Annotated in this window: 19 protein-coding genes; 9 read left to right on the top strand and 10 right to left on the bottom strand. The window is 41.1% G+C overall.

Features of this window, described 5'->3' with window-relative positions; translation table 11 throughout:
- The first annotated feature begins 347 nt into the window (after window positions 1-347).
- Complete coding sequence (locus RM049_RS24405) at window positions 348-1,679, top strand: P-loop NTPase fold protein (RefSeq protein WP_322705996.1); 1,332 nt, start codon at window positions 348-350, stop codon at window positions 1,677-1,679.
- On the top strand, window positions 1,655-6,796 hold the full coding sequence (locus tag RM049_RS24400) for an eIF2A-related protein (RefSeq protein WP_322705995.1): 5,142 nt from the start codon (window positions 1,655-1,657) through the stop codon (window positions 6,794-6,796). The genes RM049_RS24405 and RM049_RS24400 overlap by 25 nt, the downstream gene beginning before the upstream one ends.
- A 53-nt stretch (window positions 6,797-6,849) precedes the next feature.
- Here RM049_RS24400 and RM049_RS24395 read toward each other — a convergent pair whose 3' ends face one another.
- The 9 genes from RM049_RS24395 to RM049_RS24355 form a co-directional block, all read right to left on the bottom strand.
- Window positions 6,850-8,253 carry a hypothetical protein gene (locus tag RM049_RS24395; protein ID WP_322705994.1) on the bottom strand — a complete coding sequence of 468 codons (1,404 nt, stop codon included), beginning with the start codon at window positions 8,251-8,253 and terminating at the stop codon, window positions 6,850-6,852.
- A 298-nt stretch (window positions 8,254-8,551) separates the two neighbouring features.
- Window positions 8,552-8,917, bottom strand: a complete 366-nt coding sequence (locus RM049_RS24390) for a DOPA 4,5-dioxygenase family protein (RefSeq protein ID WP_322705993.1) — start codon at window positions 8,915-8,917, stop codon at window positions 8,552-8,554.
- 286 nt (window positions 8,918-9,203) lie between these two features.
- The gene (locus RM049_RS24385; protein WP_322675248.1) at window positions 9,204-9,740 is read right to left on the bottom strand and encodes a universal stress protein; all 537 of its coding nucleotides are present in this window, start codon (window positions 9,738-9,740) and stop codon (window positions 9,204-9,206) included.
- A 550-nt stretch (window positions 9,741-10,290) separates the two neighbouring features.
- On the bottom strand, window positions 10,291-10,803 hold the full coding sequence (locus RM049_RS24380) for a hypothetical protein (protein WP_322675229.1): 513 nt from the start codon (window positions 10,801-10,803) through the stop codon (window positions 10,291-10,293).
- Window positions 10,804-10,832: 29 nt separating this feature from the next.
- On the bottom strand, window positions 10,833-11,747 hold the full coding sequence (gene thrB, locus RM049_RS24375; RefSeq protein WP_322675230.1) for a homoserine kinase: 915 nt from the start codon (window positions 11,745-11,747) through the stop codon (window positions 10,833-10,835).
- 108 nt (window positions 11,748-11,855) lie between these two features.
- Window positions 11,856-12,161: a type II toxin-antitoxin system RelE/ParE family toxin gene (locus tag RM049_RS24370; RefSeq protein ID WP_322705992.1), complete on the bottom strand. Its 306-nt coding sequence runs from the start codon at window positions 12,159-12,161 to the stop codon at window positions 11,856-11,858.
- Entirely contained in the window at window positions 12,146-12,334 is a 189-nt protein-coding gene (locus RM049_RS24365) for a hypothetical protein (RefSeq protein WP_322675232.1), read from the bottom strand. The genes RM049_RS24370 and RM049_RS24365 overlap by 16 nt, the downstream gene beginning before the upstream one ends.
- A gap of 186 nt (window positions 12,335-12,520) precedes the next feature.
- Entirely contained in the window at window positions 12,521-14,209 is a 1,689-nt protein-coding gene (locus RM049_RS24360; RefSeq protein WP_322705991.1) for an NAD(P)H-quinone oxidoreductase subunit 4, read from the bottom strand.
- Window positions 14,210-14,393: 184 nt separating this feature from the next.
- Window positions 14,394-15,113, bottom strand: a complete 720-nt coding sequence (locus tag RM049_RS24355) for a response regulator transcription factor (protein WP_322675234.1) — start codon at window positions 15,111-15,113, stop codon at window positions 14,394-14,396.
- A gap of 600 nt (window positions 15,114-15,713) precedes the next feature.
- On the opposite strand from RM049_RS24355, the gene RM049_RS24350 reads away from it, so the two are divergent.
- A complete protein-coding gene (locus tag RM049_RS24350; RefSeq protein ID WP_322705990.1) occupies window positions 15,714-16,808 on the top strand; it encodes a hybrid sensor histidine kinase/response regulator in 1,095 nt (364 codons plus the stop codon).
- A 350-nt stretch (window positions 16,809-17,158) separates the two neighbouring features.
- Here RM049_RS24350 and RM049_RS24345 read toward each other — a convergent pair whose 3' ends face one another.
- On the bottom strand, window positions 17,159-17,341 hold the full coding sequence (locus RM049_RS24345; protein WP_322675236.1) for a CsbD family protein: 183 nt from the start codon (window positions 17,339-17,341) through the stop codon (window positions 17,159-17,161).
- A 445-nt stretch (window positions 17,342-17,786) separates the two neighbouring features.
- On the opposite strand from RM049_RS24345, the gene RM049_RS24340 reads away from it, so the two are divergent.
- From RM049_RS24340 to RM049_RS24315, 6 genes are all read left to right on the top strand, one after another.
- Complete coding sequence (locus tag RM049_RS24340; RefSeq protein WP_322705989.1) at window positions 17,787-18,095, top strand: hypothetical protein; 309 nt, start codon at window positions 17,787-17,789, stop codon at window positions 18,093-18,095.
- Between the two features lie 871 nt (window positions 18,096-18,966).
- A complete protein-coding gene (locus tag RM049_RS24335; protein ID WP_322688929.1) occupies window positions 18,967-19,200 on the top strand; it encodes a hypothetical protein in 234 nt (77 codons plus the stop codon).
- 2 nt (window positions 19,201-19,202) lie between these two features.
- A complete protein-coding gene (locus RM049_RS24330; RefSeq protein ID WP_322705988.1) occupies window positions 19,203-20,882 on the top strand; it encodes a hypothetical protein in 1,680 nt (559 codons plus the stop codon).
- A 541-nt stretch (window positions 20,883-21,423) separates the two neighbouring features.
- A complete protein-coding gene (locus tag RM049_RS24325) occupies window positions 21,424-21,756 on the top strand; it encodes an RNA recognition motif domain-containing protein (RefSeq protein ID WP_094351322.1) in 333 nt (110 codons plus the stop codon).
- Window positions 21,757-21,872: 116 nt separating this feature from the next.
- Window positions 21,873-22,061 carry a 30S ribosomal protein S21 gene (rpsU, locus tag RM049_RS24320; protein ID WP_012407716.1) on the top strand — a complete coding sequence of 63 codons (189 nt, stop codon included), beginning with the start codon at window positions 21,873-21,875 and terminating at the stop codon, window positions 22,059-22,061.
- A 236-nt stretch (window positions 22,062-22,297) separates the two neighbouring features.
- Window positions 22,298-24,061 (top strand): serine/threonine-protein kinase, encoded by a 1,764-nt coding sequence (locus RM049_RS24315; RefSeq protein WP_322705987.1) that lies wholly within the window; start codon window positions 22,298-22,300, stop codon window positions 24,059-24,061.
- Window positions 24,062-24,255: the final 194 nt, after the last annotated feature.

Below are 24,255 nucleotides of genomic sequence, written 5' to 3'. Positions count from 1 at the left end.
ATTAACGAAAGCTTGTTAATAAATCAAGCTGACGATCGGTTCAAGAGAGCGACAAAATTGTACTTAACAGTACCTTTTTTTGTGTTGGATATTTTTAATATTCATAAGAGTACCTTATTTAATCTTAGATATTTTTGCTATTTGTACTTATAATAGTATTTTTGCTTACTTTAATTAAGACATCACGATTAAGATGTGCTAGGTCGAACATAAATATAATCAATTATCCTGAATGCTGCTAGTTTAGTTAGTAGTTTGATTAAAATAAGGCATAAATTATCTAAAATCAATATATTTATCTACTAGTAAATTTTTGTATCCCCATTTCTGAGTGAACTTGATTAGTTATGCTCCTAGATTTAGAAAGATTTTATCAAGCTTGCAATCCGAGCAGACCTCTAATTATAGGAAACGCTAGCGATCGCAGGTACTATATCGATTTTGCTGCGGTGCGGGGTGGCAAAATTATCGAAGCTTTGCAGCGCACGATCGCTAGAATATCGCCAGATACACCAACCTGTCAACTATTTACCGGACATCTCGGTTGTGGAAAATCAACGGAGTTGTTACGCCTGAAAGCTGAGTTAGAAGCGCAGCAATTTCATGTAGTTTACTTTGAGTCTACCCACGTCTTAGAAATGGCTGATGTGGATGTGACTGATATTTTGTTGGCGATCGCTGGACAGGTGAGTGAAAGTCTAGAAGCGATGAAAATTAGGCTCAAGCCTCGCTACTTTAGCAAGTTGTTTGGTGAAGTTGTAGATTTCTTGCAGACGCCAATTGACATTGGGGTAGAAGCAGAGTTGTCTGTGGGGATTGCCAAAATTACCGCGAAAACAAAAGAAAGTCCTCAATTGCGACGGCGGTTACGAGATTATTTAGAACCGCGAACCGCAAATATTTTACAGTCAATTAATCAAGAATTACTAGAACCTGCTAACAAAGAATTGAAAGCTAGGAGTAAAAAAGGATTAGTGGTAATTGTTGATAACTTGGATCGAGTCGCAATTCGACCTTTACCATCGGGGCGATCGCTGCCAGAATATTTATTTATTCAGCGTGGCGAACAGTTACGCAAACTGAATTGTCATGTAGTCTATACTATTCCTTTAGCCCTGACTTTCTCCAACGATAGCGCCGAACTTCAGCATCGTTTGGGGGGTGGAGTTGCCCCAAAAATGTTACCGATGATACCTGTGCGTTTGCGCTCTGGTGAGATTTTTCCCCAAGGGCTATCAATGATGCGGCAAATGGTGCTAGCTAGAGCTTTTCCAGACATTTTACCTAGCGATCGGTTAGGCTTAATTACAGAGGTGTTTGATAGTTTAGAAACCTTAGATCGATTGTGCCTGATGAGTGGTGGTCATGTACGCGACTTATTAGGTTTACTGTTTGACTGTCTGCGAGAACAAGATCCACCCTTTGAGCGGGAATGTGTCGAACTGGTAATTCAAAGACAGCGAGATTACCGAGCCAACGCTATCGACCCCCATGAGTGGGAACTAATCTTTCAGGTGGTGCAACAGCAACGAGTTAGAGGTGATATAGAATACCACACCCTCTTGCGAAGTCTATTTGTATTTGAATATCGCGATCATCAGGGAGCTTGGTTTGCCGTCAACCCAGTTTTAGCAGAGACGGAAAAATTTAAATCATGGTTGAACGACACGCACAAGTAGATATCAGAGCAGCTAATGAGCGTGCTTTGCGGAGTTTGGGGAGAGCAATTACCCTTTCTAGCGGTCAATTTTCCCTAGTTTTGGTGTGCTGCAATTATCGAGTTTTGCAAGAGCAAATGTTGCAACGACTCGAAGAACTCTCTTCAGGAGTACACCACATTCAAAAGGTAGTTCTGCCGCATAATGCCAGAAGTCTTTATACAAGCATTCATTTACAACTGCTAACCGAAGCTAATCCGCCATCGGCGTTGATGATTTTGGGTTTAGAGTCAGTAGATGGACTCGACGATTTTCTGAGGTCTATTAATCATATTCGGGATGAATTTCGCAAACGCCACCCATTTCCAATGATTGTCTGGATGAATGAGGAAGTGTTGCAAAAGGTAGTCCGTTTAGCACCAGATTTTGCTAGTTGGGCGGCGACACCGATTCGGTTTGAAATGACAACTCAATCACTGCTGCAATTTCTGCAACAGGAAACTGACTCTTTATTTGCCACAGTGTTAGCAAACGATGCCGCACAACACCAACCTCCTCAACTTGCAAAGCATTATTCCACTGTCGAGCAAGTCTGGGAACATAGTTATGAACTGCACTTTGCCATTAGAGAGTTGCACAATCGTGGTATTACCTTAGAGCCAGAACTACACGCTAGTTTAGAATTTGTTTTTGGTCTAGATAATTATATTAGCGATCGCATCAATACAGGTTTAAGCCATTTTCAGCAAAGCTTGCAAATTTGGCAGAAGTTAGTAGAAATAGAGGATAAAAGAGCAGGGGAAGCAGGGGAAGCAGGGGGGGATGAAGAAGTATTTTCTTCGTCTACGCCTCCTAATCCTCCATCTGCCCTACTGTTGCGACAGGGAATTTTGCTGTTTTATATTGGGCTGTGTTATTGCCGTTTTGCAGAGCAAAATCAAATAGAAAACCGCCGCCATTGGTACACTGCTAAATCTTATTTTCAGCAGTGCTTGAATATTTTGCAGGTGGCTGGGCGTTTAGATATAGTTGCTGGATTTATTAATCAACTTGCTGAGGTTTTGCAATATCTGCAAGAGTGGGAAGAATTGCAGACAGTTGCCCAAAAGTCTCTGGAGTTACATCAAACTTATGGTAGTCAAATCCAATTAGCTTGTGACTACGGTTTTCTGGCGCAAGTGGCTGTGCAGCAGTCGCGGTGGGTACAAGCGAGTATCTTAGCACACGTATCACTGCTGAAATTAGGTGAGGCGCAAAAGCAGAATGACCCTTATAACTGCTTATTTCCATTATTATTGGCGCAGATTTACTATTTAGTTTTGGCGAAAGCACAGCGAAATTTAGGTGAGCTAGTAATCGCTCATGAATACTTAGATAAAGCGACAAAAGAACTACCAGCAGCCTTAGAAAGCAGTGCCCATCAATACGATGCCCATCGTTATATTCGCTTATTGCGGAGACTGCGATCGCTCTACTTTGAAGAAGGGCGATATTTAGAAGCCTATTACATTCGACAGAAACGGCGTTCTGTTGAGCAACAGTATGGTTTTCGGGCTTTTATTGGTGCAGGACGCTTGCAACCTCAAAGACAGGCGACAAACCCAGCATTAATGTCACCTTCTGGAAGTAGCAGCATTGCTTTAGAAATTGCGGCTTCTGGTCGAGAGCGTGATATTAATAACTTAATTGGCAGAATTAGCCGCGCCGATCAAAAGTTGACGGTGATTCACGGCCCATCGGGGGTGGGTAAGAGTTCCACTGTCACGGCGGGTTTAGTTCCAGCACTGCAAAATCGAGCCATTGGCGATCAAATAGCCGTACCTGTGGTACTGCAAGTTTATACCGACTGGGCACGGGAATTAGGGAAATCTTTAAGTGAGGCGATGTCTAGTGATGAATCTCTGGCGATTTATGCTGATATTAAGCTAGAAGCAGCCATTGAAGCGGAAGCTTTGCCTTACTCTGCGACACCGATCGCCATCGGTAGCATTTTACAACAACTCCAAGAAAATGCCGATCGCCATTTGATCACAGTTTTAATTTTTGACCAGTTTGAAGAATTTTTCTTTGGTTATAGCGATCGCAATCAAAAGCAAGAGTTTGATAAATTTATTAGCGATTGTCTCAAAATACCATTTGTCAAAGTCATCCTTTCTTTGCGAGAAGATTATTTACATCGTTTATTAGACTTTAAACATCTTTCGGCACTGGAAGCGATTAATAATAATATTCTCGACAAGCATATCCGCTATCAGTTAAATAATTTTTCGCCAGAATATGCGAAAGCAATTATCCGCAAATTGACCGAGCGATCGCAGTTTAATTTAGAACCCGCTTTAATTGATGCTTTAATCGAAGATTTATCAACAGAATTTGGAGAAGTCCGTCCCATTGAATTGCAAGTTGTGGGAGCGCAAATTCAAGATGAACGCATTACTACCCTAAAAGAATATCAACCATATAGACCGAACAAACTTATCGAACGATATATTAAGGAACTGATTAAAGACTGCGGCCCAGAAAATGAACGAGCCGCTTTACTCGTCTTATACTTATTAACAGATGAAAGCAACAATCGACCTTTTAAGACTCGTGCTGAGTTAGCAGCGCAGCTATCAGAGTTAGAAGATGCTGACAAATTAGATTTAGTATTAGAAATTTTAGTGCGCTCCGGTTTAGTAGTTCTCTTTCCTGATGTACCAGAACGCTATCAACTGATTCACGATTATTTAGTAGACTTGATTCGCTACCTGCAACAACAAGAATCGAGCTTACAGGTACAACTGAATCAGTTGCGCTACAAAGTAGAACAAAGTCAAGCTGAGATTGAGCGACTGAAAAGCGAACTTAGTCAAAATAACCAGCGTTCTAAATTGGTAGATTCTCATCCGCAACAGGGATTAGACTTATTAACGGAATTGCGAGAATTACACAAACGGGAAGAATTAAGTCAGTTAGAAATTGAGCAATTACGAGCTGAACTCAAAGAAAAAGAGTTAACAGCTAAACTTGCAGAAAGTCAAAAGAAACAAAGACTTAGTGAAGCTCAATTAAATCGTTCGCTGAAAATTGCCCTCACCGCTTCTGTTCTCGCCATCTTCGGATTAAGTGTTTCCATAGTGACAGCAGTAGATAGCGAAATTAAAACCCTCAGTGCATCCAGTGAAGCCCTCTTCGCCTCGCAAAAAGGTATTGATGCCTTAAAAGAAGCTTTAAAGGCAGGGAGAAAATTACAACAAACAGTCTGGATAGATTCTTATACAAGAGAACAAGTACAGACGGCGCTTTATCAAGCTGTTTCTGGGGTAAGAGAATATAACCGCTTGGACGGGCATTTATCTGGCGTCAATAGTGCTACATTTAGCAGCGATCGCTCTTTAATTGCTTCAGCTAGTGCAGATACTACAATCAAACTCTGGCGTCCTGATGGTAGCTTAGTTAAAACCTTGTCGGGACATGAAGATGTAGTTAATAGCGTCAGTTTCAGCCCAGATAGTCAAATCATTGCTTCCGCCAGTCAAGACAAGACGATAAAACTTTGGAGTCGAGAGGGTGAACTGCTTGCTACCTTATTAGGACATCAGGGTGTGGTGAATAGTGTGAGTTTCAGCCCAGATGGCCAGATTATTGCTTCAGCGAGTACAGACAAAACAGTGAAACTGTGGAGTCGCGATGGTAAGCTGCTCAAAACCTTGCAGGGACATAATGGTGCAGTCTTGAGTGTCGCTTGGTCAAATGATGGTCAAACCTTAGTTTCTGGGAGTGCTGATAAAACGGCGAAACTGTGGAGTCGCGATGGTAAGCTGCTCAAAACTTTGCAGGGACATGAGGATGCAGTCAAAAGTGTAGCTTGGTCGCCTGATGGTCAAACAATTGCTTCTGCTAGTTTAGACCAGACAATCAAACTGTGGAATGTTGAGGGGAAGCTACTGCGAACCTTATCGGGGCATAGTGCTGGAGTTACCAGCGTCAGTTTTAGCCGCGATGGTAACACGATCGCTTCCGCAAGTACTGATGAGACAATCAAACTTTGGAGTTCTGAAGGTGTGTTGCTGGGAACCCTGAAGGGACATAACAATTGGGTTAACAGTGTCAGCTTCAGCCCAGATGGTCGCACCCTTGCTTCCGCCAGTCGGGACAAAACTATTACACTTTGGCATTGGGACGATGTGTTACTGCGAAAGCCGAAAGCCGATAATGATGACTGGATAACTAGCATCAGTTTTAGCCCAAGCGATCGCACCTTAGCAGCAGCAAGCCGAGACAAAACTGTAAAACTTTTCAGTCGAGACGGTAAACTACTCCGTACATTCACAGGGCATCAAGGTCAAGTTTGGGGTGTAGCTTGGTCGCCCGATGGTCAAGTAATTGCCTCGGCTAGTAAAGATAAAACGGTGAAGCTTTGGAGTGGTGACGGTAAACTGCTCAACACCTTACAAGGTCATAATGATACCGTCTTGAGTGTAGCTTGGTCGCCTGATGGTCAAGTAATTGCCTCGGCTAGTAAAGATAAAACAGTAAAACTTTGGAGTCGCAACGGGAAACTGCTCAATACCTTGCAGGGACATCAAGAAGCGGTGAATTGGGTAAGCTTTAGCCCCGATGGCAAGTTGCTAGCCTCAGCCAGCGATGATAAAACCGTGAAAATCTGGACTATAGAGGGTAAATTGCTATACACATTAATTGGTCATAGCCGTCGAGTCAATGGAGTTGCTTGGTCGCCTGATGGTCAAAGCATTGCCTCAGTTAGTATTGATAGTACAGTGAAGATTTGGAATCGAGACGGTGAGTTGCTAAATAATCTCACGGGCGATGGCGATAGTTTTATCAGTGTCAGTTTTAGCCCCGATGGCAAGACTCTGGCAGCCAGCAGTGATGACAAAGTAAGGATTTGGAACCGAGAAGGAACGTTGCTAATTGCTTTGAAAGGCGATAAAGATGAGTTAACCAGCGTCAGTTTCAGCCATGACGGCAAGACTCTGGCTGCGGGTAGTGGTAATAGCACAGTAATTTTCCGAGATTTAGCAGATATCCAACTGGATAAATTACTGGCACGCGGTTGCGATTTGCTACATGATTATTTGCAGACTAACCAGAAAGTAATGAAAAGCGATCGCGCCTTGTGTTCTAGTAGGTGATTTGAAATTAATCGACTTCATTAATGATTTTCGGGCTTCTTGAACAGCTATATCTATGTTAAATCGATCAAAAAATGAGCTATTAAAGTATTTCTTTCGTAGGATAGCAAGTAAAGATGCAAAAGATTTGGGTTATCTTTATCAAGGTGCATCACTGAACCATCAACTGCTAAGTGGTGATGATCTATCCACCGCTCCTGTGAATCTAGTAAAAAACTGAAATAGGGGCTGACATCTGGATGATTTTTAGTTAACTCTTCATAGCTTTGATAAAAAGGAGGTATCCCAATTCCCATCGGCATATATAAGCCTTTAGGATAATCTGCTACAGCCAATTGAGGAAGCGTTTTTAGATTAATGCCACTAATGAATAATTTATTTTGTTCGCCCGTCTTGGTATCTGTGAATCCTAACTCAATTTCCTGTAAATTTTGTTCCACGCCAATCGGTTTAATATTCCTTAAAATCGCTTTATCAAATTTGCCTATTCTCCAGTATTGATTGCCCCAAGGCTTATTTTGATCGTAAAATCCTGGCGCTCGAAAACTTGCAAACTTAACTTCATTTTTAACGTCGTAAAAATCTCTCCATTTGGTGATGTTGGTCGCTAGCGTAGTTCTAACTTTTCTACTTTGCTCTCCAGATACAATTATCCTCTCATCAAGGGGGAACTGAGTAGCAACTTCTTTTTGATCGATTACATTTCTTAAAAGATTAGTTTTGACTACTGTGCCACTCAGATCTTGCCAGTGTTCTAATTTCCACCAATGCTGCCAATATGAAATCTTATTAATTTTTTCAAAAATATTTTTGTAATGTCCAATTGGGAAAGTAAACCAACTTTGATAATAAAGGGTTTTGTTATTATCCTCTTTAGTAAAAAGTAAAATTTCCCAAAATCCGGCATTTAAGCAATTATTAGCCAAAGCTATCTCTACAATATTTTGCTTTTCAAAACCATCTCCTCCAACAATTTCTATATTTTTGGAATTAGCAGGAAAACTAATCTGTTGCCTATTCCACTCCCTATCTGTAAAAGCGATTATTTCTAAACCTCGATCTTTTTTAACCCATTCAGGTGCTTTAGGAACCAATAGCTCTAAATCAACATTTTTTATAACTATTTTTGCCGTGTTTTTGTCTGTTGCTTCCAGTACGAAATCGAAATGCGTATCATCTTTCTTAATCAGTGTTAATTTTCGATTAGAATATCTTTTAAAATTTTTTCCTAATGGTGCGGGATTGGCTGGATAATCAACATTAGATAATTCTTGTAGTTTTACACTCATCTGATTATCAAATTTATATCTGGATTTAAACCAGAAACCACCTAGTCCCAGCAAACCAAGGCAGAGAATAAGAGTACTAAATAAAATCTGTTTCTTCGTGACTCTGAAATTAACTTTACCGAATTGGGAAATGCCTGCAATTTTTTCTTTTGCAGAGATGTTTTTCATCAGACAAATTCCTTTTTATGAGAATGCTGATTAACAGCATAGCATTCTGCAAAACGGATGTCTTATTTCTCTTTTCAACGAAACTGTTAATAAACGGTTATCTGCAATTAAGGGTTTAATACCAATTCTTATTTTTCCTTGATTGCACTTGCAGCAAACCGCTAAAACGCCTACGCATAGGCTGAAACCTTTATTTATTGGGAAATTGGACTTTTTCAACTTCACCAGAATTAGTCACAATAGAAAAAGTTTCACGCCTCAAAGCAAAACTTTTATCCAACAATGTTGTTTACTTTTCTTAATTGGATAAAGTCGGACTAAGCTGTTGAAGAAACTCAATATTTAAATCTAGCTTTTCTCCTAACCATAGGGAATGAACTGCATGGTCTGCCACAGCATCCCCTGTCTCAGGATGAACGAGAATATCCAATCCCTCACGATTGAGCATTAACCAAGGAACGACTTTCTCAAACTGATTCGGTAAGAAAGCAACTTGATACATCGCTTGTGGATGGGGCCCGATCGGCTTGTCAAACCAGCGTCCGAGTTGCACCTCAAACCTAGCGCCTAATCCTTCACGTACACGCGCAGCTATATCCCGACTCGCAGGATCGAAGTAAACATGAGCATGAAAACCAACGATCTCAATAGTATCTTTTTCCATAGATCCACTTTTCGATCTCAACTCTAATTTTGGGTAGCTGACTTTTTATTTTTTACTATAAATCTACGACGAGCTACGCCCACGCTCAATTTTAGCCCAATACAGTATAGTTAGCGATCGCTTGTTGGAGATTCAATTTACAGAGATCGTTGATTGAGATAACTAACTTTTATGGGGTAGGCAGCATACTGAGCGTTATCGTTAACGCGGCCTCTTGCAGAGAAGTAGCGATCGCGCCATTTTGCCCACCCTAATTATGCAAGTTAAATGTGGAATAGCTTAGTAGTTAGTTAACGCTGAAAGTGCTTGTAGTTTCTTTGACAACTTCATCTCTTTTAGGAGTAACTGAAAGATGCACAACATGCACTGAACAAGGAGCATGGTGCAGAACGTAGTTACTCACACTACCGAGAAATAGTTCCATCAGCCGAGAATGGCCCCGACGCCCCATAACAATTAGGTCAGCGTCACAACTATGGGCTAAATCACAAATAATCCGACCAGGATTACCAACATTTTGTGTAAATTCCGTAGTCACACCTGCTGTGTTTGCTTGGGCACAGAAAGATTGCAACATCTGGATTCCTAGATTTTTAAAGGTATCCCACTGTTGTTGGTATAACTCAAAGCTTTGACTGGTCAATCCTGGATAGTAGTCCATATTAGACAGCATAGGTACATAAGGACTACCCTCTTCTTCAGAAGACAGAACATGAAGTAACATTAAGCTAGCTTGTGTTAACTTTGCTAAATCTAATGCTTCCTCAAAAACCTGTTGCCCTATTTCCGAGCGATCTAATGCAACTAGAATCTTTTTAAACATCATATAGACCTCCGATTTCATTGGTAATTGGTCTTTACGGTTTCGGGTTTCCAGATGCTGGATTGTCAAAAATGACTAATCCCTCAACTATGTTTAGCGACTTTTGAATTTTAAATCTCTTAAAGGTTTTCGCACTATATTTATATTTATAGCAAAACAATTTGAGGAACTTGTGAGGAAAGCCAGCATTTATCTTTGAGCATGAGGGAGCCTCTCATTTTGGAATAAATATCTTTGGGTTTCGAGCCTAAATCCCTTTCTCAAAATTGCTATGCATTAGTCACATTTTTCTTAAGATTGCTGTAAATAAGCCAGGAACAGGATTGTAAAACCAGGCAATCTGCGGATATTTGACAAAAGCAGAAGAATGTAAATGACAAAAAATTTTTAGGCGATCGCTACCCACAAACTGAAGAATTTGAGTGGATAACTATCAATGTTTTTGCTCTTGTTTTAAGTAAGTTATATTTTTGTTGAGAAAGATTTGGGTAATGGATAGCCTAAAAGAAAAGAGGTCAATGTATTACATACAAACGAAAAGAGTAAAGTATTAAACAATCCGGTTGACAATTGTCCACACTTCTCCATCAGAGCGGACATAGGGAACAGAGATTGTCTTAAAGCCAGTAATAAAGGGCTTGTAATAAATCTGCCAATACATTGGACTCAGTTGATTGGCACAAGCCTTAAGAAAACGGACTTCTGCGGCCAGTTCACTTGCTAGTTGATTAATGCGTTCAGCATGAGCCTGAGCTACTTCTTTCGCTTCCTCTAGCTGCTGCTGTTGGATAAGTTGTTTGGATTCACCTTGCCAACGCACTAACTTACCTTGTTTTTGTTTTATCTTGCCTTCTAAAGCGGCGATCGCTGCATCTATGCCTTGGAGTTCAACTGATAATTGGGCATTTTCTCTGGCTTGACGGCGGTAAGCTTCCACCATCGCCTGGGGTGAATCATTCTCGCCAGAGATGACATTATTTTTTATAGTGAGTGCAGCGCGTTCTTCTAAAAGAGCCTGAATTTGAGAATTAAGCGCTGCTATTTCAGCCTGAGTTTGCTCCATAAATCGAGTTTTAAGTGCTGAGTAAAATATTAAAAGCTTTTTGCGCCTTGGGTATCCAGAGAAAGCGATCGCACCTCGGCTGTAATTCCTTCTTCTTGCCAAGCAGCTAACATCGCCGCCTCCACTTCCTTTGAGTGTAACTTATCCGCCAAAGCTAACAGTGTCGGCCCCGCACCACTAATCACCATACCATAAGCACCAGCACTAACAGCTGCAATGTTGAGAGCATCATAACCAGGAATCAAAGCTTTACGATAGGGCTGATGCAACTTATCTTGCAAAGCTGTCTTTAACCATTGTCCGTTACCAGTTTCCAAGCCGCGCAACAATAAGCCCAAATGGGCGGTATTGAAAATCGCATCCGCACGACTTACTTCTGTTGGCAGAACGCCCCGCGCTTTTGAAGTGGAAAGTTCAAAATTAGGAATAGCCACAATTGGCACAACATCTTTATGCCAGGGAACATCACAAATTTCCCAACCTGCGCCACTGGTAGCAGCGAGACGACATCCTCCCAACAAGGCTGGAACTACATTATCAGGATGTCCTTCCATTGCGATCGCTAACTCCATCACCTGCGACTGAGAAAGAGTAGCACCTTCAAGTTGATTAGCCGCAACTAATCCACCAACAATTGCTGTCGCAGAACTACCCAAACCCCGTGCCAAAGGGACATCTAACTTAATCTCTATTTTCACAGTCGGCGGTGTCTGCTCTATATGTTGATAGAACTTGACAAACGCTTGGTAGAGAAGATTACTTTCATCAGTTTGGACTCGTTGGGCTTCTGTACCAGTGACATGAATAATTAACCCACTTTCTTCCAGCCGAGTGAACTTGAACTCGTTGTACAGCTTTAAAGCTGCACCGATGCAATCAAAACCAGGCCCCAAATTAGCAGTTGTGGCGGGAACGGTAACAGTGATGGTAGAAACAACAGACATTGGCAAAACTCACTAATCATCAACTAGCATCCCATGTAAAGGGTTGACTTGCTCATGAATTATATTAATTGTCTCTAAGTAATCAAAATAATTACAAATTACTTTGACTTACCCTGAATCTGCATCCAATTTATCCAATAGTCTTTTTCCATGAATCACTGCTGCAATAGTTAAAGTTTCATCCTGAATTCGATAGATAACTCGATAACTGTATACAAACTTTTCCCTAATAGTATCATCGCCAAACTCTGGTACTATTCGACCTGAGAAAGGAAAGTTACTCAAGTGACGAGTTACATCGATTATTCTTTGAACCACTGCCGCAGCATAAGCAGTTGAGTCACGAGATATATACGTGACTATCGCTTCTACATCCTCTAGTGCTTTAGAAGACCAAACTACTTGATAAGCCATTTGCTCAAACGTTTTTCAGCTTCTTCTTGTGTAATTACTCCTTCTATATCGGCTGCTTCTAATCCACGACTAACTTTCTCAATTACGTATAGATGGTATTGGATATCTTCGATTGAGCAATCGTCTGGCAATTGATTCAGTAGAGATTGAACTTTTTCTTTTGTGGTATTCATAGCTTGATTTTTAGTTTATTAATAAAGCAACTGAACGCTATGGTTGGGTGTAGAGTCCGCCATCATTAATATAACTCCAATATTAAATTGATAGCCTACCCACAGTGAGCGGCTATCAATGCTTTATTATTCCTCAGAAAGATACCTAGCGATCGCTCTTTTCGACAAGTCTATTAGTCAACAAGGTTACTTCAAAGTTCCTAAAACGGGCGCTACTTCAACCTCGGAAATTTGCGGAACCAAGAAACCATTGGCATAAATCTGAGGATTTGTTTGCGAGACTATGGCATAAGACTGGCGAAGATTAGCATTGACTGCGACAGTTTTCACATCGTACATCTGCATCGCCATCTTCGGATAGAAACCAATACCAATAATCATCAGCAGAAAACAGGCGGCGATAAATACTTCACGCGGTCTAGCATCTTCGTAAACTGCATCTTCTGGTACGAGACAGTCTGTACCAAAACAAACTGTTCCCTCATCTTCTCGATTTTCCAAGCCTGCATTATTAATGTCGCATAGCAGCGCTGCATCTTTACCATAAAACACTTCTCGCAGCATGGAAAGTAGATAAATCGGTGTGAGGATAACTCCAACTGCGGCGAGAAAAACTGTGACGGTGCAGAAAGTTGAACTGTAAACGTCACTGCTTGTCATTCCAACAAATACCGAGAGTTCGCCAGCAAAACCGCTCATACCGGGAAGTGCCAGAGATGCCATCGCTCCGATTGTAAACAGGGCAAAGACTTTGGGCATGGCTTGACCAATACCGCCCATATCTTTCATTACCATTGTGTGGGTGCGATCGTAAGTAACACCTGCTAAGAAGAACAGCACTGATGCAATTAAACCATGCGAAATCATCTGCAACATTGCGCCGTTGATTCCCAAATCAGTGAAGGAGGCAATCCCAAGCAGTACAAACCCCATGTGAGAAATCGACGAATAAGCCAAACGCCGCTTCATATTGGTTTGAGCAAAGGAGTTCAATGCACCATAGATAATGTTGACAACACCGAGAATGGCTAGAACTGGCGCAAAATAAATGTGTGCATTGGGAAGCAACTCAAGATTCAGGCGAATCAGTCCATATCCGCCCATTTTCAGCAACACACCAGCTAATATCATCGATACAGGAGATGATGCTTCGCCGTGGGCATCAGGCAACCAAGTATGCATCGGGAAAACAGCAAGCTTGACACCAAATGCAATCAACAATCCTGCATAAAGTAGCAGTTGTAGTCCAAGAGGATATTCCTTCTTAGCCAGGGCGGTTATATCAAACGTCATATCACCGCCGCCGTATAGCCCCATTGCCAAAGCTGCCACCAAAATAAATATAGAAGCAGCTGCGGTATACAACAAAAATTTTGTAGCTGCATAACGACGCCTTTGCCCACCCCAAATGCAGACTAATAGATAGACGGGAATCAGTTCTACTTCCCACATGATGAAAAATAGCAGCAAGTCTTTAGCAACAAACACCCCTACCTGTGCCGAATACAGCACCAGCATCAAAAAATAGAAGAGGCGGGGTCGGCGATCGACTTGCCAAGCTGAAAAAATCGAGAGTGTGGTGACAAATCCGGCTAAAAGCACAAGTGGCGCTGAAAGCCCATCGACTGATACCGCCCAGTTAAAACCTAACTGAGGTATCCAGGCATAATTTTCCACCATTTGAAAACTAGCACTGCTGGCATCGTAATGCTTCCAAAATGCGTAGCACATTAATGCAAAATCTGCAATACCTACACCTAGTGCATACCACCGCACGAGTTTACCATCTTTATCAGGCAACACAGGGATAAGCAGGGAAGCAACAAGTGGCAGTAAGACAATTGCGGTAAGCCAGGGAAATCGATCCGCTATCATGTATGTATAGAAAAATACTTATTTAGTCAATTATGTCATTCTACTAAACTTTGTAACGATTTCTTCATAAATCTTTGTCCCAGTTAACTGCTTTGACCAAAAAACAATTTACTGGAGACTGAGAAAGAAATATTTTTATTTGTTAAGTGTTCTTGTGTACACAGTCGATGATGGTTTTACTTGCTTACGGTACTAATCCGGCCCGCAACGCACGGACAGCAGCTTGTGTCCGGTCAGCAACACAGAGTTTATTGAGAATACCTCGAACATGAGTTTTGACAGTACCGACTGTTAAATAGAGCCTTTTGGCAATTTCTGCATTGTCACAGCCAGCGACAATCAACTCTAAAACATCCATCTCTCTATGAGTTAAAGGATAGCTGACTATACTTTTCTCAACATCTGGGTCAATACCTTCAATCAAAACTCTTTTTCCAGATGCGTTTTTGTTGCCATCGGTGAAATCTTGACGTATTTGTTGTAGTACAACGTCTGCGATCGCTGGATCGATCCATGAGCTACCTGCATAAGTCGTTTGCACAGCTTCTACTAGTTTCTCAGTTTCTATATCCTTCATACAATAAGAATCTGCACCTGCTGCAAATGCTGCTAAAACTGCTTGTTCGCTATTTTGCATCGTTAAAATTAGCAGCTTTGTTGTATAGTCCTCATTTTCTGCCTGATATTGCCTAAATGTGCGTGTTAGCTCAATACCATCCATGTCAGGCAAACCAATGTCAATAGTAGCAACATCCGGCTTGAGAGTTTTCAGAAGCTTGATACCGTCGGCTGCATTGGCTGCTTCACCAACAATGTTAAACTCTGGCTGGGTTTGTAAAGCAGACCGCAAGCCGATTCTTGTCAGGTTGTGATCTTCAATCACAAGGATCTTGATTTCACTCATAGTTGCTTAACTTTACTGTTATTTTTCTAAAGTACAGATTAAAATAATCTCGTTCTTCTATTCGGGATCTTATACAAAAAGCAATGCGTTTGGTATTATTCCCTGAACTTCATCTACCATTAGACATAGATAACCTTATATCGTAAGCTTTTCTAAGGCAAGAGTTTCGATATGACAATATAATTCAATCAAAAAAATTCAATCAAAAAATATTTTTATACATAAACCCAGTGCCCGATGTGTTATGTTATACAAATTTTCTGAAGAAATCTGATAGCAAGTAAAAGTAGGTGATTATTAAGTAATTATCCTTGCGTTGAGCGGTATTATGCACATAAAAGCGACTAAAATAACTCACTCTAGCACTCAGGCACTCATATTAATTGGAGAATTTAGGCGACTAATATACTTATGAGAAGAGTATTTTATAAAATAAATAATACACATTATTAAGACAAGAACAGTGTAATTACGTAAAAAAAGGTATTAAACTCAGAAAACTCTAAAAGAAAATGTTAATCCTTAATAATCTCAGCGCTGGTGAAGTAAGCTATTACTAGATTTGCTAGGGATAGCCAAGCACTTCTTTTTTATTTAGCCATGTCTTTACCTAAAACTGTCAAAAAAGATAAAATTCTCGTTGTTGATGATATTTTTGACAATCTACTGGTCTTAGAAGCAGTCCTAGAAGATGAGGACTATGAAATTAGCTTGGTAGAAGATAGTAAGATTGCTCTGGCTATGGTTGAAGAGTCACCGCCAGACATAATTCTCTTAGATGTGATGATGCCGGAGCTAGATGGCTATGAATTCACTCGGCGCATCCGACAGAATCAGGCGTTGCCATTTATCCCGATTCTGCTGCTTACGGCTCACTATGAGTCTAGCGTAGTTGAAGGACTAGACGCTGGTGCAGATGACTTCATTCGCAAACCATTCGATCCTGATGAACTCCATGCAAGGGTGCGATCGCTCCTGCGCCTCAAGCATAGTATCGACGAACGAGATCAGATGGCGAACCTCCGTGCAGATTTTGTCTCCCGTTTTACTCACGACTTACGTATCCCTCTAGTAGCCTCTAACCGCGTATTAAAATTATTGCTGGAAGGCAGGTTTTGCGATGTTTCGCCACAATTGCAAGAAATAATTAATACCATGATTGGCAGCAATCAAGACTTGCTGGAAATGGTAAATACCTTGTTAGAAGTTTATCGTCATGAAGCGGGCTGTAAAACCTTAAAAATTTCTGCCTGCAATATTCAGGAATTAGTTAGTGAAGTTTGCCAAGAATTAACTCCTTTAGCTGAAGAAAAAGGATTAGCTGTAAACATCGATCTAAGTGAAACTGCAAGCCCCATTATGGGCGATCGCTTAGAACTGCGGCGAGTTTTGACAAATATTATCGGCAATGCTATCAAATTTACAGACAAAGGTTCTGTAAATATTCACTGTTATCTGACTCCGATCGCTGTGAATATTGATATCCAAGATACAGGGCCAGGAATTTTTAAACCAGATCAGGCAATATTATTCGAGCGATTTCGTCAAGGAAAACACCAACGTTCTGGTAGTGGCTTGGGATTATATCTTTCTCGCTGTATTATCGAAGCACATCAAGGCACAATCGATGTGACATCTGAACCAGGCAAGGGTAGTACATTTACTATCCACCTACCTTTAGCTGACGAAAACTAAAAGTAGGCGACAAAAAATTATTACCCTAATAACGCTGTTAGTACAATAGAATTAATAGAATTACCTTGTGATGTTGGGATGTCTGTTAAAAGATAGGTAAATAGAATATTAATTATGAATTAGCACCTTTGAGAAAATCAGTAATAGATTGAGAAAATGCTTTGCGATCGTTATTTTCAAAATGGCTGAAAATCTTAGGTAAAAAACAGAGTGAATAAGGGGAGAAGGTTCAGTAAATAATTATTTCACTTAAACCTTCTTCCTAAATAAAATTTCACCTATTACATTACCATCAAAATCTAACTACTTGAACAAATTTTTACAGCGAGGAAAACCTCTATCACGCTGTACTAGTCTAAAGTCTTTTTAACTTCATCTTTGATATTCTCAGTGGTGTGACGGACTTGGGCTTCAGCTTGTTTAGCTTTACCTTCAGCTTTATCTTTAGGATCGCCAGTTACTTCGCCAATTGCTTCTTGTACTTTTCCTTCGACGTTTTTAGCAAAAGCTTTTGCTTTATCTTCGATACTCATCTTTTTTGCTCCTAAAGTAGGTTAAGTGTTGATTATTTATTGCTTGCTTGAAAAGCGCTGCAATATCTATAGATTACTTTTAAATAACTTTTGCTTCTTCTATCTGACGATGTTTTTATGACAAATATTTGTGTCCATTGTACATAGTTATTTAACCTTGAAAATCATCTTTGGAAATTCAGGTAATATCCAAAAGAGGGAAAGGTATCATTATATTGTTCTATCTTTAGACAAAATCATTTATAACTTCAGGTAGATAGTGATGTTGATAACCCGCAACTTGGCTTATTACCACTGGATATGGTAAATATGTCAACAGGGTGCGGAGGCTTTCAAATTGGTGGTAGATAGTGCAGTATTAGCGAGTCCGTGTACTCAATTCTGGGTAAATGAGAGGAGATGCTTCAAAATACTTCGTCTTTAATCACTAAATGAGGTTAGTTAAATGTCTGAACTTACGGATGAACTTCAATATATTTTGAATTGGTTAAAATCTACCAATCATGATTTCTTTGATTGTTACAATCCAGGTTTAACTCGCCAGCAGATTGACGAAATTACAAAGGATTTACCATTCCGATTATCTGAAGAAGTATACGAACTTTATCAATGGCGCAATGGAACCGCCGATTTTGGTTATAACAATGGCTATCTACCACTCTATTTTTTGTTTCCTGAGCAATTAAGAGCCGATATCATTTGTTCTTTTTGTTCCTTGCAAGATTCAGTTTATATTTACAAAAGTATCGGATAAGCTACTAGCTATGATGATGCATATTGGAACCAAAAATGGTTTCCTATTGCTGCGTATGAGACTAAAAGAAGCCTTTATGTAGTTGGCGATCTCGATCCATCTCCGGTTTATCTTTGGGATGTTGGTTGCCTTGAGGATTCAGTAAGAATATATAAAAATCTGACCAGTATGATATCTGTAATTGCAGAGTGTTGTGAGTTTGGTTTATATCAACTCATACCAGATGAAGATGGAGAGGAAGATAATATGATAATCCGAATAGATGAAGAAAAGCTAGAACTTGAAAAAGAGATATATCGAAAATATAACTCATAATTTAAAAAAATATGAAGTCTTGCAAATGTTGGGTTTCGTTCCTCAAACGCCACTTGCTACCTGAAGGGAACGCTAAAAGCGCAGCTTGCTTCCCTGTAAGGGTACAAGTCGGGAAACCGCAAGGGCGCAGTGGCCCCAACTTACGTAGTTTAAGGTTTTTGGGGCTAACGCAAGCGTATTGAGTTATATATTAGTCACATCTTTCTTAATAGTCACTTATTAACTTGCAATCCGCTGTATATTGCTTCTGCAACTCTGACTAATTAAGCAAGTACTAGAAATAACTAACACTAAAAATAGTGGAAATCTCAGTAAATACTGTAGGAGCAGTAGCTTGCAGAATAAGGATTTTGTCACAAAATTTAGCAGAAATCAACATAATTTTTCAGGTTTTAACTGAAGAATAATTTAGCTAGTGCAAGAAGGCATAGATAAGTCTCAGTAGCGGCTTTGAAGTACCTAATAGAACTGGTGATTAATTTCTGCTCAAAGACAGCAGGAACAATTCTCCACATTGATTTCTAGCTTCTTACTTGTAGTATTTATGAAGATATTTATGCAATCAAATTCTAGTACTCAACCAACTCCCAACTTCCAATATATAGACTACAAAATGCCAACTGATTCGTCTGTTAACATTTTCATCGGATATTCTATCTTGATTCCAATGATTGTGTTTGTTGGGTTTAATATCTATAAGAAATACCAGACTGCTGTTTTTTGCCGACAAGTTGCTTATTTAGAGAAACTGTGGCATTTGAATATTAAAAAAGAGCTTGAAGAAAAATAATAATGAAGTACTTATTTCTAGTTTGGGTGCTTATATTCTCTTTAGTCGCTCCTAGCGCGGCGATATCTGATAACAAGCCGCTTCTTGATGAAAGCTTATACCAACACGTTGACGCTGAAGTAAAACAGCCATACTACTTAATATCTGGACTTGGCACAATCCACCATCCAGTTTCTACTTCTAATCCCCAAGCCCAAAAGTTTTTCGATCAGGGATTAAATTTAATTTACGCTTTCAATCATGATGAGGCAGTGCGTTCTTTTCAATACGCTGCCAAACTCGATCCCCATTTAGCGATCGCATATTGGGGTGTTGCTTTAGCCTTGGGGCCCAACATTAACTCGGCAATAGACCCCAATCGGGAGTTAGCTGCTTACCAAGCAGTACAGCAAGCTTTGGCCCTTTCTACCCAAGCTTCCACCCAAGAACGAGACTACATTAACGCCTTAGCAAAACGTTACTCTCAAGATGCCGATGCTGATTTGTATCAACTAGCGGTAGATTACGCCAAAGCAATGGGAAACCTAGTCAAGCGCTATCCTGATGATTTGGATGCAGCGACACTTTACGCTGAAAGCCTGATGGTTCTGCATCCTTGGCAGCATTGGACTAAAGATGGTAAGCCACAGCCAGATACAGAAAAAATTGTGGCTGTTTTAGAATCAGTTCTCAAACGTAACCCGAATCATGCAGGAGCTAATCATTACTATATCCATGCAGTGGAAGCCTCACCTTCTCCAGAACGGGCCCTTGTCAGTGCTAACCGACTCGGAACTCTAGCGCCAGCAGCAGGACACTTGGTACACATGCCAAGTCATATTTATTTTCGTGTGGGAGATTATCAAGGGGCAATGCAGGCAAACAAGCAGGCGATCGCTCAAGATGATATTTACATCAAAAAATATCAAGTCCAGGGCACTTACCCCATGATGTACTACAACCACAACGTACATTTCCTCATGGTGGCCAGTAGCATGGCAGGAAGATATGAAGATGCTCTGAAATCCGCAGATAAATTAGTTGCAAACGCTACTGCAATTGACCCGTATGCACCAATGCTTGAGGGATTCCTCGGCAGCAAAATGCTGATTCAGACACGCTTTAGTGATTGGGATGCCATCTTAAAAACTCCTGCTCCCGAAGCTAAATTGCCCACTACCACAGCACTTTGGCATTTTGCTCGCGGTATGGCGATCGCAGCCACAGGTAAACTTGAAGATGCAGTAAGTGAAAGTCGGGCATTACTAGCTGCCAAACAGGGAATTTCCACCGAGGCAACTATTGGATTTAGTCCTGCCAGTAATATTTTAGACATTGCCTCAAAAGTTCTAGACGCCAAAATTGCTAGAGAAAATCATGATTATGAATCTGCCATCCAATTACTAGAAAAAGCAGTAGTAGCAGAAGATGCCCTTAATTACGTGGAACCACCAGACTGGTACTTTCCGACGCGGGAATCTTTGGGTGCTGTGCTTTTGGCTAAGGGTGACTATAGAGAAGCTGAGAAAGTCTTTCGTGCCGATTTAAAAAAATATCCCCATAATGGACGTTCTCTATTTGGCTTGCAGGCAACTTTGCAGGCACTAGGCAAAGATGAGGCCGCTCAACTTGTCAAAGCTGAATTAGAGACTGTTTGGAAAGGTGATGTTCGGCAACTTAAGATTGCAACTTTGGTTAATTAGCCGAACATGAATGTTACGCCACTTACTCTCCTTTTCCAAAAAAAGAGGCTAGCGCCAAAGAAAAAGACTCGCGATGCTTGCTGCTATAAGCATCGCAGTTGCTTTTATAGCAGGTTTTCCCAAAGAGTACAAGTCACAATAGTTTTATATTTGTTGCCTGACTTTGCCTTTCGTATTAAAATCTTGAAGTAATGCTTCATGGTGAATGCAGTCAAACGTTCAATTCGGATATTAAAGATGCGCCCCTGCATGTCTGATTTTCTATATCACCCTACAGAATTTATTTTATTCCATTTCCAACCCCTTTTTGCGGTGGATTGTACTTAGGGTATGTGGGGGCGGGCGATCGCTTAGGTGCGATCGCATCACTGGTTAACTATCTAGTGGATGCAAAGAGTTGGCTCGTATGTCATCCTAGATTTATGAGAGTTAATTCAGCGATGTCTTTGGTTTTAGTATTGAAAGGCTTTTTCCTTTTAGTATTTACAGACTTCTGAGAGAAATTAAAATCTCTACACAGTGATGATTTTGGAGAGAATCGATGTCAATTTATGTAGGTAACCTCTCTTATGACGTTACACAAGAAGATTTAAGTGGTATTTTTGCAGAATATGGTACTGTAAAGCGCGTTCAAGTACCTACTGACCGTGAAACAGGTCGTCCGCGCGGCTTTGCTTTTGTGGAAATGGGAACTGAAGCTGAAGAAACTGCTGCCATTGAAGCTCTTGACGGTGCTGAGTGGATGGGTCGTGACCTGAAAGTGAATAAGGCTAAACCCAAGGAAGACAGAGGTGATAGAGGTTCCTTTGGTGGTGGTAACAGAGGAGGATACGGCAACCGCGGCGGTGGCGGTGGCGGTGGCGGACGATACTAACCTTGGAAATAAAAACTTACCAAGAGTCTTAAGGTCAGACAAACAAGAGTCTGTCTTTTTTTTGTAATGTTACCGCCTGCATAGCCATTGATGAAGTCAACTTAGTAGGAGAAATAATGACCCAAGTAATTGTAGGTGACAATGAACACATTGAGTCAGCCTTACGACGATTTAAACGAGAAGTTTCCAAGGCGGGAATTTTTCCAGACATGAGAAAGCATCGTCATTTTGAAACACCCTTAGAAAAACGCAAGCGCAAAGAAGTTGCCAAGCACAGACAAAGTAAGAGAAGTTTTCGTAATTAAGGGCTGAGATACAGCAGAATTCAGAATTCAGAATTCTGAATTCTGAATTTTGAAGTCAAACAGGCTTTATACCTTGCTTTGAGACGCGAGCTTGTGTACTTCACCTTCCTTGAAATTCGCTGTAAATATGAATGAATTCCCTCATAGATTCTATGAGGGTTTTCCTTTTGTCTATTTTAAAATCACGAAACCTAAAGAAACGCTAAAATCAAGTCAGCCTTTGTATTGTAGCGGTTGTGTCCCACATCACTCAGAGTGCGGTTCACTGCATAAATCCTGATTGTCAACGTCCTTATCCTCAGCCTTGGGGAAACAAATTTTGCAACAGCTGTGGCGCACCGCTAGAGTTGTTAAACCGCTATGTTCCACTTCAGCCCTTGGGATCGGGAGGATTTGCTCAAATCTACACAGTTTGGGATGAAAAAACTCAAACAGAGAAAGTGTTGAAAGTATTAGTAGAAGATTCGCCCAAGGCACTGGAGTTATTTACCCAAGAGGCGGCAGTTTTATCCGGTTTGCACCATCCAGGTGTCCCCAGAGTTGATGCCGAAGGGTATTTTCAGATACAACTGTTTAACCCCAAACCGCACCAACTGCCTTGCCTGGTAATGGAAAAAATCAATGGGCAAACTTTAGAGGAAATATTAAAAAAGTTTCCCCAAGGGTGTCCAGAGAGTTTGGTTTTAAACTGGTTTGCCCAAGCAGTGCAGATTTTACAAGAATTACACAAACGTCAGATTCTTCACCGAGATATCAAACCTTCTAATTTAATGCTGGGTACATCTTCGTCATCTTTAACCCCGTCTCCAGGGCAAGCAGAGGGCGATCGCCTGGTGTTAATTGATTTTGGCGGAGCGAAACAATTTAGTGCCTCTAAGCTGCGTTCTGTGTCTAGTTCCACGCGATTATTTTCTTCTGGCTACAGTCCACCAGAACAAGTTACTGGAGGTATTGTTGGGCCAAGTGCCGATTTTTATGCTCTTGGTCGAACGATGATTGAACTATTAACAGGCAAATACCCGCTAGAGTTGGAAGATCGGCAAACGGGTAAATTGCAATGGCGAACTGTGGTGAATGTCAACCCGCAACTAGCAGATTTGCTGGATGAGATGGTGCAGGAGGATGTCCGATCGCGTCCAGCGAATGCAGCTATAATTCAAAAACGTTTGGCGAAGATTTCTCAACCATTACCGCCACCAGGGTTATTTGCCCAACTGCAAGACAACATTAAGCAAGCCTCAACGCAAGTTTCCCAGAGATTTACCCTGATAACACAAGCTATCGAACAAGTTTTAGCTAACTTTAGCCTAGCTCTCACCAAAACCGTTATTTTTATCGCTCAGACAATCATCAAAATTTTCCGAGCTTGTTTGGCGACGATTTGGGCGATGCTCCTCAGTAGTATAGGCGCTTGTTTTGGTGCGATCGCTGGTTTTATTTTGGCCTATCACACCAGCTTAGGGCCTCAGATTGTAGAATTTATTGGGAGTCAGCTAAATCAATTAGTACCAAATACTCAGCCCGTCTTTGGGGCAGATATTTTGGTGTTCGTCGCCGCAGGCTGGGGAACCGCATGGGGATTGACAGTATCTGGTTGTTTTGGTCAACGGCGGCGGTTTTTAGTGGCATCCCTGATGGGAATAATTAGCTATGGCTTTGGCTGGTTCATTTTGCAATTAATCACCCCAAAAGATAGCGGCGAGGGCTTAATGGCAGTGATTTTAGTGGCAGTTTGCCTACTCACGTTGAGTTTAGGACTTCGCAGCCATCATGTAGTGTACGCTGTGTTCGCGGCCTTTGGCAGTGCGATCGGCTATGCACTTTTGATTCTTTTGAAGTTAGGTGCACCTCCAATTTTCCAATTTACCAGTCAACCAGCCTGGTCAGAGTTACAGTTACCTCTAATTTTTTTTGGCTCTATAGGCTTCTTTATCAGCTTCTGGTTAGGAGTGAGTTATTACCTAATTGTCCCTGGACTGCGCCTTTTAGGATGGCGATGAAGAAGGCAGGGGGGCAGGGGAGTAGGGGGCAGGGGAGACAAGGGGACAAGGGGACAAGGGGACAAGGGGACAAGGGGGAATTATTGAACAAGTCTTTTCCTTTTTTCTTGTCTACCTTGTCTCTTCCCCATGCCCCATGCCCCATGCCCCATGCCCCATGCCCCATGCCCAATGCCCAATGCCCAATGCCCAAT

It is taken from the genome of Nostoc sp. DedQUE04 (assembly GCF_034530995.1).
Classification (GTDB): Bacteria; Cyanobacteriota; Cyanobacteriia; order Cyanobacteriales; family Nostocaceae; genus Nostoc.
This window is presented reverse-complemented; position numbering and strand designations above follow the sequence as displayed.

Bases quoted from the DNA above. Each gene is read 5' to 3' on its own strand.
- RM049_RS24360 (WP_322705991.1), bottom strand. From the start codon at position 14,209: ATGATAGCGGATCGATTTCCCTGGCTTACCGCAATTGTCTTACTGCCA.
- RM049_RS24345 (WP_322675236.1), bottom strand. From the start codon at position 17,341: ATGAGTATCGAAGATAAAGCAAAAGCTTTTGCTAAAAACGTCGAAGGA.
- RM049_RS24380 (WP_322675229.1), bottom strand. From the start codon at position 10,803: ATGGAGCAAACTCAGGCTGAAATAGCAGCGCTTAATTCTCAAATTCAG.
- RM049_RS24400 (WP_322705995.1), top strand. From the start codon at position 1,655: ATGGTTGAACGACACGCACAAGTAGATATCAGAGCAGCTAATGAGCGT.
- RM049_RS24335 (WP_322688929.1), top strand. From the start codon at position 18,967: ATGCAATCAAATTCTAGTACTCAACCAACTCCCAACTTCCAATATATA.
- RM049_RS24325 (WP_094351322.1), top strand. From the start codon at position 21,424: ATGTCAATTTATGTAGGTAACCTCTCTTATGACGTTACACAAGAAGAT.
- RM049_RS24395 (WP_322705994.1), bottom strand. From the start codon at position 8,253: ATGAAAAACATCTCTGCAAAAGAAAAAATTGCAGGCATTTCCCAATTC.
- RM049_RS24365 (WP_322675232.1), bottom strand. From the start codon at position 12,334: ATGAATACCACAAAAGAAAAAGTTCAATCTCTACTGAATCAATTGCCA.
- RM049_RS24405 (WP_322705996.1), top strand. From the start codon at position 348: ATGCTCCTAGATTTAGAAAGATTTTATCAAGCTTGCAATCCGAGCAGA.
- RM049_RS24340 (WP_322705989.1), top strand. From the start codon at position 17,787: ATGTCTGAACTTACGGATGAACTTCAATATATTTTGAATTGGTTAAAA.
- RM049_RS24355 (WP_322675234.1), bottom strand. From the start codon at position 15,113: ATGAGTGAAATCAAGATCCTTGTGATTGAAGATCACAACCTGACAAGA.
- RM049_RS24370 (WP_322705992.1), bottom strand. From the start codon at position 12,161: ATGGCTTATCAAGTAGTTTGGTCTTCTAAAGCACTAGAGGATGTAGAA.
- thrB (WP_322675230.1), bottom strand. From the start codon at position 11,747: ATGTCTGTTGTTTCTACCATCACTGTTACCGTTCCCGCCACAACTGCT.
- RM049_RS24390 (WP_322705993.1), bottom strand. From the start codon at position 8,917: ATGGAAAAAGATACTATTGAGATCGTTGGTTTTCATGCTCATGTTTAC.
- RM049_RS24330 (WP_322705988.1), top strand. From the start codon at position 19,203: ATGAAGTACTTATTTCTAGTTTGGGTGCTTATATTCTCTTTAGTCGCT.
- RM049_RS24350 (WP_322705990.1), top strand. From the start codon at position 15,714: ATGTCTTTACCTAAAACTGTCAAAAAAGATAAAATTCTCGTTGTTGAT.
- RM049_RS24385 (WP_322675248.1), bottom strand. From the start codon at position 9,740: ATGTTTAAAAAGATTCTAGTTGCATTAGATCGCTCGGAAATAGGGCAA.
- rpsU (WP_012407716.1), top strand. From the start codon at position 21,873: ATGACCCAAGTAATTGTAGGTGACAATGAACACATTGAGTCAGCCTTA.